Consider the following 14,042-nt stretch of genomic DNA (forward strand, 5'->3'; position numbering starts at 1 on the left):
ATATGGCGATTAAAGTATTAGTCGTTGATGATTCGAGTTTTTTTCGTCGTCGCGTTAGCGAGATCATCAACTCAGAGGCTCGCCTAGAAGTCATTGATGTAGCAGTAAACGGTAAAGAAGCGGTTGAGAAAGCGAAACAGCTGAGACCTGACGTAATCACGATGGACATCGAAATGCCTGTCATGGACGGCATCACCGCCGTTCGTGAAATCATGGCTGCGTCGCCAACGCCTATTTTAATGTTTTCATCGCTAACGCATGATGGTGCGAGAGCAACATTAGATGCGTTAGACGCTGGTGCTCTAGACTTCCTACCTAAGAAGTTTGAAGACATCGCACGTAACCGCGATGATGCTGTCGCATTGCTTCAACAACGTGTGATTCAGATTGCAGCAAAGCGTGCATTTATGCGCCGTGCTCCTATTGCGCCACGAGCTACAGCCACACCGGCAACAACTTCAACACCATTGCGCCAACCGATTTCAGCCGCAGCTTCAGCAGTGAAACCAGCGGTTGCATCAACGGCGAAATTCAGAGCTTCGGGTAAAAAGTATCAATTAACTGCAATTGGTACTTCTACTGGTGGCCCTGTTGCACTACAGAAAATTTTGACGCGCATCCCTGCACACTACCCACATCCGATTGTGTTAGTTCAGCATATGCCAGCAACGTTCACTGCCGCTTTTGCTAGCCGACTGAATACCTTATGTAAGATTGAGGTTCGCGAAGCACAGGACGGAGATGTGTTGAAACCTGGAGTGGCTTATCTTGCTCCTGGTGGTAAACAGATGATGGTTGACGGCCGTGCAGGATCTGCTCGCTTAAGAATTATCGATGGCGGCGACCGAATGAATTACAAACCTTGTGTGGATGTAACCTTCGGCTCTGCAGCGAAGATCTACGGCGACAAAGTCTTGTCTATGATACTGACCGGCATGGGCGCTGATGGTCGAGAAGGTTCGCGTATGTTAAAAACTGCGGGCTCGACAATCTGGGCGCAAGATGAAGATAGCTGTGTTGTATATGGTATGCCTCAAGCTGTAGCAAAAGCTGGCATTTCTACTGAAGACCTCCCTCTAGACCGCATTGCGGAAAGGATTTTGGTTGAAGTTGGGTTAGCTTAGGTAAATCGAAATGATTGTTTGGAGTGTTGCAAACCAAAAAGGTGGTGTTGGTAAAACGACCTCGACCGTGACCCTAGCAGGTTTACTTGCGTTGAAGGGGCACCGTGTTCTGTTGGTTGATACTGACCCGCATGCATCACTAACCACCTATCTGGGTTACGACTCAGATACGGTGGAATCGAGTCTGTTTGATCTATTTCAGTTGCGTGAGTTTAGCGCGCCGACAGTAAGACCTTTGATTTTACAAACTGAAGTCGAAGGTATCGATATTATTCCCGCGCACATGTCTTTGGCAACATTAGACCGTGTGATGGGAAATCGAAGCGGTATGGGGTTGATCTTGAAGCGTGCTTTGGCCGCTTTGAAAGACGACTATGACTATGTGCTTATCGATTGTCCGCCGATCTTGGGTGTGATGATGGTCAACGCATTGGCTGCCAGTGACCGTATTTTGATTCCGGTACAGACTGAGTTTTTGGCAATGAAAGGCTTAGAGCGCATGATTCGCACTTTGGCTATCATGCAGAAGTCTCGCAAAACACCGTTTAAGGTGACGATTGTCCCGACGATGTACGACAAGCGAACTAAAGCATCACTGCAAACATTAACTCAGCTAAAAGAAGATTATCCAAATCAAGTTTGGACATCCGCTGTGCCGATAGACACTAAGTTTCGAGATGCTAGCCTAAAGCGCTTACCAGCATCTCATTTTGCATCGGGTAGTCGTGGTGTATTTGCTTACAAACAGCTGCTTATTTATCTCGAAAGGCTGGCGATAAATGAGCGCGAATAAAGAATCAACAATGGCGCGATCAAGTTTATCAAGTGAACAAGCACTTGATGATTACTTTACTGCGCTGTTAGGTGATGAAATGCTGGATTCTGACGAATTTTTTGTTGACGAGACCAGCGATGAGTCATCATCTGCAGAGCCAGAGCCAGAGCCAGAGCCAGAGCCAGAGCCAGAGCCCAAATATTCGAGTTACTCGACCTATGCCGAGTTGCGAGAAGCTGAATTTGAAGTGCCTAATCTGGAAGACGTTCAAAAATTACTGAGCCGCTTAGAAGCGACGAACGTGGTTGATGAACTGAATCTTGATGAATTAATGGATCAGAACACGCAGAAAATCGCTCAGCAAGCAGACATGCAAATGTTTGATGCTGCGGTGGAATCCGTTCAGCTTTCTGTAGAGTCTGAGATTCAAGACTGGAACCTCCCTGAGTCAGATTCGTCAATGGTTGTTGATCGACCTGTTGAACGACCAATTGAGCAGCAAGCCGAGTCTCCAATAGCGGAAGAGTCACCAATAGCTGAAGAGTCGCACGTTGAAGCTCTGCAAGACGGAACTCACACTGAAGAGTCAGAAATTGAATCTATCAGTGAACCCGAGGTTGAGGTTGAAACTCAATCTGGCGGTATTGAACGGTTTACATCTTGGGAAACTACGGCTCGAAAAGAAGATTTTCAGGTACTGTATTTTGATGTCAACGGGGTAACATTTGCTGTTCCTCTTGATGAGCTTGGTGGTATTCATCGCCTTGAAGAGCTAAGCCATTTGATTGGTAAGCCTGCTTGGTATTTAGGTTTGCAAACAAACCGAGAGAGTCAGTTAGATGTGGTCGACACCGCAAAGTGGGTGATGCCTGAGAAACTAACGAATGATGAATACAAAGAAAACTATCAATATATAGTGATGCTTGGCGAAAGCTTATGGGGGCTTGCGGGAACTGAACTTAAAGGTACCGAGCTTCTTAATACAGATAAAGTTCGTTGGCGAGAAATGGCAGGTAAACGCCCATGGCTCGCTGGTATGGTAAAAGAAAAAATGTGTGCTTTGATTCATGTTGAAGCATTGATCGCCATGCTAAACGCAGGGCTAGATGTAAAAGCATTAAGCTAGTAATAAGCATTAGGCTAACAATAAACGCATCAAGTTAATAATAGTGGTCGGTAACGACGGCAAGAGGATTAAATATGTCTCATATGAGTGAAATTGAAGTAAGAAAAGACCCAACCAATGATGAAGTACTTCAATGGGTGACATTCCAGCTAGAAGAAGAAACTTACGGCATTAATGTTATGCAGGTACGTGAAGTACTTCGCTACAGTGAAATTGCTCCAGTACCGGGTGCTCCAGATTACGTTCTAGGTATTATTAACCTACGTGGTAACGTTGTTACTGTTATCGACACTCGTTCTCGCTTTGGTTTGATGCAAGGTGAAATCACAGACAACACTCGTATCATCGTTATTGAATCTGAGCGTCAAGTCATTGGCATTCTAGTAGACAGCGTTGCTGAAGTGGTTTACCTACGTTCTTCTGAAATCGACACAACTCCAAGTGTTGGTACTGATGAAAGTGCTAAGTTCATCCAAGGTGTTAGTAATCGTGATGGCAAGCTGCTTATCTTGGTAGATCTAAACAAACTACTAAGCGAAGACGAATGGGATGAGATGGCTCACCTGTAATGTTTGAAGCGCTTCCTTTAAGCCCTGTTGCTCTGATTGCCGGAGTCGGGGTTTTTACGTTATTCATCGTGATTTTGATTAGCAAAGTAAAACGTGCGATTCAAAAGCAGCTCGATCAGTCACGCCTGCAAGTTCGTAACTTGGACAAAGAGCTTCAAAAATCGAGCAAGCAATTGCTTGAGGTTCGCTCTGTCGTGGTTGGCCTTGGTCAGAAAGTGACGGAACAGCAAGATCTAATCAAGCACTTGAATGAACGCATTGTAGAGCTGGAACATGTTGATACCGATGGGCGCTTGTACACGCGTGCAACGAAGATGGTTCAGCTTGGTGCAGGGATAAACGAACTGATCGAAGAGTGTGAATTACCTAAAGCTGAAGCTGAGCTGATGATGTCTCTGCAGAATAAGCTCGCGGGTAAGGAAAAAATTCCTTCGCTAAGAAGTAACCCTTCATCGTACGATGAACAACCAGATGCATCTCATAAGCGCAGAGACCCAACTCGACGTCGTTAAATTGAGCGCTCGCTGCGTATTGAGTAATTGATGTTTATCGTGCACTCCTCTTAAAAGAAGCTTCGGCTTCTTTTTTTATGCCTGACAGCTCTATATAGAACGATGTTTATAAGTGCTTGTATCTAAGGCAGTATCTTGTTTGTTGATGAAAATGTGTAAATTGTGATGCGGTGGTAACAGTTTCTTACGGAGTTTGTTCTATCGAAAACGCCTAGTCCTGTTTTGTCACCATATTGGTGTGCTACTATAGCCCTTTCATTACTCGACTAAATTTACCTATGCTTGAAGTCTCAAATTTAACTGCTATTCGTGACGACAGGGTTCTATTTGAATCGTTGTCTTTTCAATTGAAACCCGGTGAGCTGGTTCAAGTTGAAGGTCGTAACGGTACTGGGAAAACGACACTCCTTAGGATTATCACCGGCTTAGGTGATCGTGATGAAGGTACTATCTCTTGGGATGGTGAGTCCATTGAAACGAGTCGAGATGTGTATCACCAAAATTTGCTTTTTCTTGGTCACCAAACTGGCGTAAAACGCGAGCTTAGTGCCTATGAAAACCTGAGCTTCTATCAATCGATTCACAGCAGTGGAACGAGTAAGGAAGAACTTTACAATGCATTGGCTCAAGTCGGCCTTGCTGGACGAGAAGACGTGCCTGCAGGTCAACTTTCGGCGGGTCAACAGCGCCGTGTAGCATTGGCTCGTCTGTGGTTAAGTAAGCAAATGTTGTGGATTCTAGATGAACCGCTGACTGCCATTGATAAGCAGGGCGTTAAAGTTCTAGAGTCTCTTTTTTCTCAGCATGCAGACAACGGTGGCATTGTGTTATTAACCACACACCAAGACATGTTTGCTGATAGCCCGAAACTAAGAAAAATAAAGTTGGGTGAGTAATATGATTTCTTCAATGACAACGATCATTCGACGTGAGCTGTTGATCGCATTTCGTCGCCAAGCCGATATCTTTAACCCTCTGTGGTTTTTTATCATTGTCATCACCCTTTTCCCATTGAGTATCGGCCCTGAGCCAAACCTACTTGCGCGTATCGCAGCGGGCATTGTTTGGGTTGCTGCTTTACTTTCTGCATTACTCTCTCTCGAACGATTATTCCGAGATGATTTCCAAGATGGCGCCCTCGAGCAGATGATGCTGATGCCCATCCCGTTGCAGTTGGTAGTATTGTCCAAGGTCATAGCGCACTGGTTATTGACAGGGTTACCATTAATATTGATCAGTCCGTTGTTAGCGGTACTGCTGTCCTTGGATTTCGATACTTGGTTATCGGTGGTCTTAACGCTATTGGTTGGTACGCCTGCATTAAGCTTTATTGGTGCGATTGGTGTCGCTTTAACCGTTGGATTACAAAAAGGCGGTGTGCTGTTAAGTCTGCTTATTTTGCCGTTGTATATCCCAATTCTTATATTTGCTACATCAGCGATTGATGCGGCAGCACTAGGCGTTGCGTATAACGGTCAATTAGCTGTGTTAGGGGCAATGCTAATGGGCGCAATGACGCTCACCCCATTTGCCATAAGCGCAGCGCTGAGAGTGAGTGTTAACTAGTTAATTATCTGATTAAAACTAGCTAACTAAGCGTTCACTTCCACTTTGTTTGTTCAGAGTGAACTAATTGAAGCTTTTAAACTCATAGAGTCACTGAAAGAGACAGTAAGCCAAATAAATTATAATAATTATAGCTGTAATAGCTGTAAGCAATATGAAGTAAGAGTGAGATTACAACATGTGGAAATGGCTCCATCCCTATGCCAAAGCAGAAACCTCTTATCAGCTTGCTGGTAAACTTCTGCCATGGTTCTCTATCCTAGCGCTATTGTGTCTATCCGCCGGTACTGTGTGGGGGCTTGCATTTGCGCCTTCTGATTACCAACAGGGCGATAGCTTCCGTATCATCTATATCCATGTTCCGTCTGCAATTTGGTCGATGGGTGTATACATGTCGATGGCAATTGCGGCATTCATCGGCTTAGTATGGCAGGTGAGATTATCAGACATGGCTGCATTGGCTATGGCGCCTATTGGTGCTGTATTTACCTTCATAGCGCTGCTAACCGGTGCTGTTTGGGGTAAACCAATGTGGGGTGCTTGGTGGGTTTGGGATGCGCGTTTGACCTCAGAGCTGATTCTTCTATTCCTATACTTGGGTGTGATTGCACTACACCACGCGTTTGACGACCAAAAAACCGCAGCGAAAGCAGCAGGTATTTTGGCGATCGTTGGTGTCATCAACCTACCTATCATTCACTTTTCAGTAGAGTGGTGGAATACACTTCACCAAGGCGCGACGATTACTAAGTTCGATCAGCCTTCTATTTCAAGTGACATGCTATGGCCGCTTCTTCTCAACATCTTCGGCTTCGCCTTTTTCTTTGGTGCTGTGACTATGGTTCGTTTTAGAAACGAAATCATCAGTAAAGAAAGTCACCGTCCGTGGGTTCGTAAACTCGCGGCTGATAAAGCGTAGTAGGGTAGGTAATTATGTATTTTGAATCTCTGAGTGATTTCTTTGCCATGGGTGGCTACGCCTCATATGTATGGAGTGCATTTGGAATCACATTCCTCGCGATGATCATTTTACTGGTCTTAAGCGTTCGTCGTGGTAAGCAATTACTAAATGAAGTACAAGCTAAGATTGATCGTCAAGCTCGTATCGATGCAGCAAAAAATATGGAGAACACTCTATGAACCCAAGACGTAAAAAGAGGCTGGGCATTGTCTTAGCGATCTTTTTTGGTATCAGTGCAACTGTTGGATTAATGGTTTATGCGCTTAACCAGAACATGGATCTGTTCTACACGCCAACTGAGCTTGTTAACGGCAAAGACGGCAAGAAACCTGAAGTTGGCCAACGTCTGCGTATTGGTGGCATGGTTGTAGTCGGTTCTGTAAGCCGTGACAACGAATCACTACGTGTAAGCTTTGACTTGAAAGATGTTGGTCCTAAAGTAACGATTCTATACGATGGCATTCTTCCTGATCTTTTCCGTGAAGGGCAAGGTATTGTTGCTCAAGGCGTTCTGAAAGATGCGACAACAATTGAAGCTTTCGAAGTCTTAGCGAAACACGATGAAGAGTACATGCCTTCTGAAGTTGCTGAAGCAATGAAGAAAACCCATGAGCCAATGCAGTACTCGACAGAACAAAAAGAAGGAAGTGCTCAATGATAGCCGAGATCGGCCACTTTGCCATGATCCTGTCCTTAGGGCTGGGATTGCTATTGAGTGTGCTCCCGCTGTATGGGGCAGCTCGAAATAACACATTATTAATGAATAGTGCACGACCGCTATCATGGGGTATGTTCGGATTCCTAGCGATTTCGTTTTTTATCTTGTGCTACGCGTTCTACACCAATGATTTTACGGTTCAATACGTAGCAAGTAACTCGAATAGCCAACTTCCTTGGTACTACCGAATCACAGCGGTTTGGGGTGCTCATGAAGGTTCATTACTGCTTTGGGTTCTTATCCAAGCGGGTTGGACGGTTGCAGTAGCGACGTTTAGCCGTGGTATGCCTCAAGAGTCAGTGGCTCGCGTACTGGCTATCATGGGTTTGATTACTGTCGGCTTCTTGCTGTTCATTATCGTAACGTCTAACCCGTTCTTACGTACACTGCCTTACTTTCCTGTCGATGGCCGTGACTTGAATCCATTACTGCAAGACCCGGGTTTGATTATTCACCCGCCTATGCTTTACATGGGTTATGTAGGTTTCTCGGTTGCGTTCTCTTTCGCTATTGCTTCTCTAATGAGCGGGCGTCTAGATACGGCTTGGGCTCGTTGGTCTCGTCCTTGGACAATCGCGGCATGGTTATTCCTAACGGTAGGTATCGCACTTGGTTCATGGTGGGCTTACTACGAACTTGGCTGGGGTGGCTGGTGGTTCTGGGATCCAGTAGAAAACGCTTCATTCATGCCTTGGTTGGCTGGTACCGCGCTGATGCACTCGCTTGCGGTAACAGAAAAGCGTGGCACATTTAAAGCCTGGACAGTATTGCTGGCTATCTCTGCATTCTCTTTAAGCTTACTAGGTACATTCTTAGTTCGTTCGGGCATCTTGGTATCGGTTCACGCATTCGCGTCAGATCCTGCTCGTGGTATGTTTATTCTAGGTTTCCTAGTGTTCGTTATCGGTGGTTCACTGCTGTTGTTTGCTGTTAAAGGCGCATCGGTTCGTGTCCGTGGTAACTTTGATTTGGTTTCTCGTGAAAACGCACTACTCGGCAACAATATCTTATTGATTGCTGCGTTAGTGGTTGTGTTAGTGGGTACGTTGCTACCACTTGTTCATAAGCAATTAGGGCTGGGCTCGGTTTCAATCGGTGCACCATTCTTTGATATGTTGTTCTTCTGGTTAATGATCCCGTTCTCGTTCCTATTGGGTATCGGTCCACTGATCCGTTGGAAACGTGACAACCTGTCTAAGCTTATTAAGCCAATGTTAGTTTCGGGTATCTTCTCGTTAGGTTTAAGTGCGCTAATGGTGACCATGCTAGCTGATCGCTTTAGTGGTACTGCTTTTGCTGGTTGGGTGATGGCGTTCTGGATCTTCTTCATGCACGGCTTTGAGCTGCATGAGCGTGCAACACACCGTCATACCTTCATGAAAGGCCTAACTAAGCTGCCTCGTAGCCATTGGGCAATGATCTGTGGTCATATGGGTTTAGCCGTAACAGTGATCGGTATCGCGATGGTGCAAAACTACAGCATCGAACGTGATGTGCGTTTAGCGCCAGGCGAAAGCTACCAACTTGAAGAATACAGCTTCCTGTTTACAGGGGTTCGTGACAAAGATGGCCCTAACTATGATGGTTACATTGCTGACTTTGAAATTACCAAAGAAGGCAAATACATCAACACGCTTCACGCTGAAAAACGTTTCTACACTACAGCTAAGTCTATGATGACTGAAGCGGCGATTGATCGTGGCGTAACACGCGACCTTTATATCGCAATGGGTGAGCGTTTAGACGACAACAAATCTTGGGCTGTACGTATCTACTACAAACCATTTGTACGTTGGATCTGGGCGGGTTCTTTGATCATGTCGATTGGTGGTGTGATTGCCATCAGTGACCGTCGTTACCGTTTCCGTAAGCCAACGAAAAAGTCGGCTCAAGAGCAGGAGGCTTAATTCGAATGAACAAGAAGATTTTATTCATTCCATTGATTGCGTTCATGGTTCTAGCTGGAATCTTTGCAACTCAATTGATGCGTAACCAGTCGGGTGATGACCCGACTAAACTTGAATCGGTATTGATTGGTAAGCAGGTTCCTGAGTTTGGCCTAGAGGATTTGGAACAGCCGGGTAAGTTTCATGATCAAGCTATCTTTAAAGGTGAGCCTCTGCTTCTTAATGTGTGGGCGACTTGGTGTCCTACTTGTTATGCAGAGCACTCTTACCTGAATAAGTTAGCGGATCAAGGCGTTAAGATCATTGGTCTTAACTACAAAGATGATCGCAATAAAGCGGTTGGTTGGTTAAAAGAACTGGGCAACCCGTACTTAATCAGCTTGTTCGATGGCAACGGTATGTTAGGTCTTGACCTTGGCGTATATGGCGCTCCTGAAACCTTCCTCATTGATGCCAGCGGCGTGGTTCGTTACCGCCATGTTGGTGACGTGAACCCGACTAACTGGGCATCGACGCTTCAGCCGATGTACCAAGAGTTATTGGAGGAGGCGAAATGATTAAACAAACACTTGTAGCAATGTTCGCCACGTTCGCTATCTCTGCGTCGGTAACGGCGGCGCCTATCGAATTTCATGAGTTTGATACGGTCGATCAAGAGCAGCAATTTAAAGATTTGAGCAATACGCTTCGTTGCCCAAAATGTCAGAACAACACGATTGGTGATTCGAACGCGGAACTTGCGGTCGACTTGCGTCAAAAAGTGTATGAGATGACAAAAGATGGCAAGTCTGAGCAAGAAATTATTGATTACATGATTGCTCGTTACGGTAACTTTGTAACGTACAACCCGCCACTGACCTTGGCGACATCGATCCTATGGGTTGGTCCGTTTTCGGTTGTTGTATTGGGTTTTGGTTTGATTGTTTTACGAAGCAGAAAGTCAAAATCAAAAGCAGTAGAGTCCAATAAAGACTGGGATGCAGACAAAGAAGCACGTTTAAAAGCGTTACTCGACGAAGAGAACGACGGAGATAAACAGTAATGACTCTATTTTGGATTTCTACAATTGTCCTTTCGCTAGCAGCGATTTTAATGATTGTTCTGCCTTTTTTGAACAAGAAGGAAAACAACGATGAAGTGCTTCGTGATGAGTTGAATAAAGCCTTCTATAAAGATCGCTTAGTTGAATTAGAAGTAGAAGCTGAAGAAGGCCTTGTTGATAACCAGCAAGAACTGATCGCTGACTTAAAACAGTCGCTACTTGATGACGTTCCAACGCAAGAAAAAATCAAGAGAACACAGATATCTACGCTGGGTGTCGTTGTACCGTCAGTGATTCTGGTTCTGGTTGTGACTTATGGTATGTACTTCCAGTTTGGTGCATTAGATAAGGTTCAACACTGGCAAGAAGTGAGTTCGAACCTTCCTGAGTTGTCTAAAAAGTTAATGTCATCAGAAGGTGGAACGCTTACAGATGATGAACTTGAAGATTTGACTCTAGCGCTTCGTACTCGTCTTCACTATCAACCAAAAGATTCAACGGGTTGGTTATTGCTTGGCCGTATTGCATTAGCAAACCGTGACGCTGAAACAGCGAAAGATTCTATGGAAAGAGCTTACAAACTTGAGCCTAAGAATGAAGATGTTCAGCTAGGTTTTGCTCAAGCACTGATGCTTTCACCTGATGAAGCCGATCAAAACCAAGCGCGTTTGATTTTGAGCCGTTTGATCCAAAACGATTATGTCGACCTTCGAGTGTTCTCACTGCTAGCGTTTGATTCTTTTGAACGTCAAGATTACCCGGGAGCGGTGAAGTACTGGAGCATCATGCAACAGATGATTGGCCCACAAGACAGTCGCTACGAGATGTTGTCACGCAGTATTGAAAGTGCTCAGAAGAAAATGGGCGACACCATGGGGGTTGACCAAGGTAAGAGCGTTGCAGTAACACTTGAGCTGTCTGGCGATGTGAACGCTGATCCTAAGTCTGTGTTGGTTGTTTCAGTACATAGAGCTGATGGTTCGCCAATGCCGGTCGCTGCAGCCCGTTACCCATTGGGTTCTTTCCCTCGCACTGTTGTCCTCGATGATGGTAACAGCATGATGGAAGGCTCGAAGTTGTCTAGCCTTGAAACTCTGATGGTTAGAGCTAGGCTTGATACAGATGGTAACGTTTCAACTCGCGATGGTGATTGGTACGGTGAAAGTGAAGTGGTTGAACTGGGCGCTCCAGTGACCATTAATATCAATAAGCAATATTAATCATCATTTTGCATAGGTGTTAGCTATTCCGATTTTGCAACAAACGGTATAGACTTACGCAAAACAATTGAGGCCAGCGATTGCTGGCCTTTTTTTATTATTCCTTATGGAAAAGGTGATATGTCTGTCAGTGTTTTAAGACTCTCGAGTTTACTTTTTATCGCAAGCTTAACGGTGGGCTGTTCTAGCGCGCCAGATGAAAGCACGAACGATAATAATCTCGAAACCTCTGAATACGTAGAAGAGTCCCACCCGAATGACCCTTTCGAAGGGTTCAACCGAGCGATGTGGGATATCAACTACGAATATCTTGATCCTTATTTAGTTCGTCCTGTTTCACTCGCTTATGTTGGCTATACCCCTGTTCCAGTTCGCTCTGGTATCTCAAATTTTTTAGCCAACTTAGACGAACCTGCGAGCATGGTGAACAACATATTCATGGGTAATGGCGAGAAAGCACTCGACCATTTCAACCGTTTTTGGATTAACTCAACCTTTGGTCTGTTGGGCCTAATTGATATTGCCAGTGAAGCGGGTATCACCAAATATGACGACAAATCGTTTTCTGATGCGATTGGTCATTATGGAGTAGGGAATGGGCCGTACTTTATGGTGCCGGGTTATGGTCCTATTACGACTCGTGAAGTGACGGAGCAAGTGGATAGTCTGTATGTACCTTTGTCATTAATTAGCTTCTGGGCGAGCCTAGGAAAGTGGGCGTTCGAAGGCATGGAAACTCGTGCTCAGTTAGTTTCTCAAGAAGCTCTGTTGGATGACTCGCCAGATCCATATGCTCTGACTCGTGAAGTTTACATTCAGCGTCGTGACTTTAAAGCCGAAATCGAACCGGAAGAAGTCGATCTTGAAGAAGAAGATTTCATTGACGGATACCTAGAAGATTACTAGATATTAGGTTTTGAATATCAGATAAAAGAAAGGCTCGATGTTGATAAGAACATTGAGCCTTTTTAATGTTTATTACTTTGATTCAGTAAATAGATTAGAAGCGGTAGTTAGCTTGGATACCCACTAACCAGATGCTACCTGTCACTTCACCTTCGAAGTCGCCACCAAATGGTGCTGATGCTGCATCGTCTTCAAGCATTTTAGCGTCTTTCGCTAGAATGTAAGTGAAACCTGCGTCTAGAGTTAGTTGCTCAGACCATTGGTAGCCAGCACCAATACTTAACCAAGTGCGATCTGTTTCTGGAATCGTCGCAGTACGGTGCTCTTCGCTTACTGCTGAAGTGTCGTATGCGATACCAGAACGTAGAGCCAGTTTAGGTGTCATTTGATAAGTCGTACCGATCGCAAAGCGGTAGTTGTCTTCCCAGTTCTCTGCCTTTATATCTTGAGTTCGATCTGAGCCAAACTCAGGAATGTCCGCTACCAGTTTTTTGAAGCTGCTCCAGTTTGTCCAGTTAATGCTCGCGTGAACTGCAACAGTATCTGTTAGCTGATGGAAACTTGCTAGTTCTGCTGTTGCAGGAAGTGCTAACTCCATAGAGCCGCTATATTGTGGTTTTATAGCACCTAATCCTCCGTGTGCAGCTGCGGCCTTATCGAAAGCTGCGCCTTTAGCATGTCCTTCTAGTGTCAGATCTACCTCTGATTTATAAGTAAAACCTAAGCGGTTGTTTTCATTGATTTGCCAAGCAGTACCCACTTGCCAACCCCATGCAGTATCATCACCTTCCATGTACTTTAAAGTAGTACCTGCTAGAGGATATTGAGGGCTAGCAACAGCACCAAAGCTACCTTCTGCCATGATGTAGCGAATACCACCACCAACAGATACGCTTTCAAGTACTTGATATGCTGCGTTTAGGTTTAGCTCCATTGTGGTAACACTTGCTTCGTTACCGTGGTTCGCACCACCGAAGTCTGTGCCTAGGTCTGTTTCCATACCGTAGTTGGTACCAGCTGCAAAACCTAATGCAAACTTGTCATTGTACTTATGAGAAACGTAAAAGTTTGGAATCACTGCACTATGAGCGAAATCGCTAGAATTTGAAGGTGTAGATGTGCTACCTGATGTTGAAGTACCGTCGATATCAATATTTGGATCAACATAGATAGCGCCAACAGAAACCTGTGTGCCTTCTAGATAAGTAAGAAGGGCTGGGTTGCGCCATTGTGAACCAGCGTTGTCTGCGATTGCAGCTTCACCAGCGTAAGCACGGCCAAGACCTGTTGCTGAGTATTCTGCTAGTTGAAAACCGGCCGCGTGAGTTACGGTAGAAGTCGATAGTAGTCCAAATGCCACTGCAGCAGATAGAAGAGTCTTATTCATTTTCATTATTATGTTCGCTGAATCATAAGTATTTAGTAGCGTGATTCTACGTTTAGAGTTATTACTTTAAAAATGAAATTCGAATAAAACAGTGTTTTAGCGATTTAATTATTAAATGGGTCTGTTTTCTAGATAAATGAACTGAATGTTTCGGGCATGTTGCGGAATTTGAGCGTACACCTGTAGTGTCATATGACCTCTGTGGAGTACACCTGTAAGCCTAAATGTT

General features: G+C 44.9%; 16 protein-coding genes. 15 read left to right on the forward strand and 1 reads right to left on the reverse strand.

Annotated elements, in window-relative coordinates:
• Nucleotides 1-2: 2 nt before the first annotated feature.
• From AC3CID_RS04230 to AC3CID_RS04300, 15 genes are all read left to right on the forward strand, one after another.
• A complete protein-coding gene (locus AC3CID_RS04230) occupies nucleotides 3-1,124 on the forward strand; it encodes a protein-glutamate methylesterase/protein-glutamine glutaminase (protein ID WP_017076809.1) in 1,122 nt (373 codons plus the stop codon).
• Between the two features lie 10 nt (nucleotides 1,125-1,134).
• A complete protein-coding gene (locus AC3CID_RS04235) occupies nucleotides 1,135-1,917 on the forward strand; it encodes a ParA family protein (protein ID WP_004736223.1) in 783 nt (260 codons plus the stop codon).
• Entirely contained in the window at nucleotides 1,904-3,025 is a 1,122-nt protein-coding gene (locus AC3CID_RS04240; protein ID WP_488526990.1) for a chemotaxis protein CheW, read from the forward strand. Before AC3CID_RS04235 ends, AC3CID_RS04240 begins: the two co-directional genes overlap by 14 nt.
• A gap of 74 nt (nucleotides 3,026-3,099) precedes the next feature.
• A complete protein-coding gene (locus tag AC3CID_RS04245) occupies nucleotides 3,100-3,594 on the forward strand; it encodes a chemotaxis protein CheW (RefSeq protein ID WP_004736225.1) in 495 nt (164 codons plus the stop codon).
• Complete coding sequence (locus tag AC3CID_RS04250; RefSeq protein WP_017090989.1) at nucleotides 3,594-4,106, forward strand: DUF2802 domain-containing protein; 513 nt, start codon at nucleotides 3,594-3,596, stop codon at nucleotides 4,104-4,106. The genes AC3CID_RS04245 and AC3CID_RS04250 overlap by 1 nt, the downstream gene beginning before the upstream one ends.
• A 278-nt stretch (nucleotides 4,107-4,384) precedes the next feature.
• Nucleotides 4,385-5,002 carry a cytochrome c biogenesis heme-transporting ATPase CcmA gene (gene ccmA, locus AC3CID_RS04255; protein WP_012603450.1) on the forward strand — a complete coding sequence of 206 codons (618 nt, stop codon included), beginning with the start codon at nucleotides 4,385-4,387 and terminating at the stop codon, nucleotides 5,000-5,002.
• A 1-nt stretch (nucleotide 5,003) separates the two neighbouring features.
• Nucleotides 5,004-5,672 (forward strand): heme exporter protein CcmB, encoded by a 669-nt coding sequence (gene ccmB / locus AC3CID_RS04260; RefSeq protein WP_004736228.1) that lies wholly within the window; start codon nucleotides 5,004-5,006, stop codon nucleotides 5,670-5,672.
• A 178-nt stretch (nucleotides 5,673-5,850) separates the two neighbouring features.
• Nucleotides 5,851-6,591, forward strand: coding sequence for a heme ABC transporter permease (locus AC3CID_RS04265; protein WP_054548164.1), 741 nt, complete (start codon nucleotides 5,851-5,853; stop codon nucleotides 6,589-6,591).
• 14 nt (nucleotides 6,592-6,605) lie between these two features.
• The gene (ccmD, locus tag AC3CID_RS04270) at nucleotides 6,606-6,812 is read left to right on the forward strand and encodes a heme exporter protein CcmD (RefSeq protein ID WP_004736230.1); all 207 of its coding nucleotides are present in this window, start codon (nucleotides 6,606-6,608) and stop codon (nucleotides 6,810-6,812) included.
• Nucleotides 6,809-7,291, forward strand: coding sequence for a cytochrome c maturation protein CcmE (gene ccmE / locus AC3CID_RS04275; protein ID WP_017076805.1), 483 nt, complete (start codon nucleotides 6,809-6,811; stop codon nucleotides 7,289-7,291). The genes ccmD and ccmE overlap by 4 nt, the downstream gene beginning before the upstream one ends.
• Complete coding sequence (locus tag AC3CID_RS04280; protein WP_017084525.1) at nucleotides 7,288-9,258, forward strand: heme lyase CcmF/NrfE family subunit; 1,971 nt, start codon at nucleotides 7,288-7,290, stop codon at nucleotides 9,256-9,258. Before ccmE ends, AC3CID_RS04280 begins: the two co-directional genes overlap by 4 nt.
• 5 nt (nucleotides 9,259-9,263) lie before the next feature.
• Entirely contained in the window at nucleotides 9,264-9,815 is a 552-nt protein-coding gene (locus AC3CID_RS04285) for a DsbE family thiol:disulfide interchange protein (protein WP_017076803.1), read from the forward strand.
• Nucleotides 9,812-10,300: a cytochrome c-type biogenesis protein gene (locus tag AC3CID_RS04290; protein WP_017084526.1), complete on the forward strand. Its 489-nt coding sequence runs from the start codon at nucleotides 9,812-9,814 to the stop codon at nucleotides 10,298-10,300. Before AC3CID_RS04285 ends, AC3CID_RS04290 begins: the two co-directional genes overlap by 4 nt.
• Entirely contained in the window at nucleotides 10,300-11,520 is a 1,221-nt protein-coding gene (ccmI, locus tag AC3CID_RS04295) for a c-type cytochrome biogenesis protein CcmI (RefSeq protein WP_146456876.1), read from the forward strand. The genes AC3CID_RS04290 and ccmI overlap by 1 nt, the downstream gene beginning before the upstream one ends.
• Before the next feature lie 120 nt (nucleotides 11,521-11,640).
• Nucleotides 11,641-12,426 (forward strand): MlaA family lipoprotein, encoded by a 786-nt coding sequence (locus AC3CID_RS04300; RefSeq protein WP_016790906.1) that lies wholly within the window; start codon nucleotides 11,641-11,643, stop codon nucleotides 12,424-12,426.
• Between the two features lie 94 nt (nucleotides 12,427-12,520).
• Here AC3CID_RS04300 and AC3CID_RS04305 read toward each other — a convergent pair whose 3' ends face one another.
• The gene (locus AC3CID_RS04305; protein WP_146456874.1) at nucleotides 12,521-13,819 is read right to left on the reverse strand and encodes an outer membrane protein transport protein; all 1,299 of its coding nucleotides are present in this window, start codon (nucleotides 13,817-13,819) and stop codon (nucleotides 12,521-12,523) included.
• Nucleotides 13,820-14,042 lie beyond the last annotated feature (223 nt).

Source organism: Vibrio sp. QJM3NY_21 (assembly GCF_057785975.1).

Coding starts and splice junctions, on each gene's coding strand:
- AC3CID_RS04230 (WP_017076809.1), top strand. CDS start 3: ATGGCGATTAAAGTATTAGTCGTTGATGATTCGAGTTTTTTTCGTCGT.
- AC3CID_RS04235 (WP_004736223.1), top strand. CDS start 1,135: ATGATTGTTTGGAGTGTTGCAAACCAAAAAGGTGGTGTTGGTAAAACG.
- AC3CID_RS04240 (WP_488526990.1), top strand. CDS start 1,904: ATGAGCGCGAATAAAGAATCAACAATGGCGCGATCAAGTTTATCAAGT.
- AC3CID_RS04245 (WP_004736225.1), top strand. CDS start 3,100: ATGTCTCATATGAGTGAAATTGAAGTAAGAAAAGACCCAACCAATGAT.
- AC3CID_RS04250 (WP_017090989.1), top strand. CDS start 3,594: ATGTTTGAAGCGCTTCCTTTAAGCCCTGTTGCTCTGATTGCCGGAGTC.
- ccmA (WP_012603450.1), top strand. CDS start 4,385: ATGCTTGAAGTCTCAAATTTAACTGCTATTCGTGACGACAGGGTTCTA.
- ccmB (WP_004736228.1), top strand. CDS start 5,004: ATGATTTCTTCAATGACAACGATCATTCGACGTGAGCTGTTGATCGCA.
- AC3CID_RS04265 (WP_054548164.1), top strand. CDS start 5,851: ATGTGGAAATGGCTCCATCCCTATGCCAAAGCAGAAACCTCTTATCAG.
- ccmD (WP_004736230.1), top strand. CDS start 6,606: ATGTATTTTGAATCTCTGAGTGATTTCTTTGCCATGGGTGGCTACGCC.
- ccmE (WP_017076805.1), top strand. CDS start 6,809: ATGAACCCAAGACGTAAAAAGAGGCTGGGCATTGTCTTAGCGATCTTT.
- AC3CID_RS04280 (WP_017084525.1), top strand. CDS start 7,288: ATGATAGCCGAGATCGGCCACTTTGCCATGATCCTGTCCTTAGGGCTG.
- AC3CID_RS04285 (WP_017076803.1), top strand. CDS start 9,264: ATGAACAAGAAGATTTTATTCATTCCATTGATTGCGTTCATGGTTCTA.
- AC3CID_RS04290 (WP_017084526.1), top strand. CDS start 9,812: ATGATTAAACAAACACTTGTAGCAATGTTCGCCACGTTCGCTATCTCT.
- ccmI (WP_146456876.1), top strand. CDS start 10,300: ATGACTCTATTTTGGATTTCTACAATTGTCCTTTCGCTAGCAGCGATT.
- AC3CID_RS04300 (WP_016790906.1), top strand. CDS start 11,641: ATGTCTGTCAGTGTTTTAAGACTCTCGAGTTTACTTTTTATCGCAAGC.
- AC3CID_RS04305 (WP_146456874.1), bottom strand. CDS start 13,819: ATGAAAATGAATAAGACTCTTCTATCTGCTGCAGTGGCATTTGGACTA.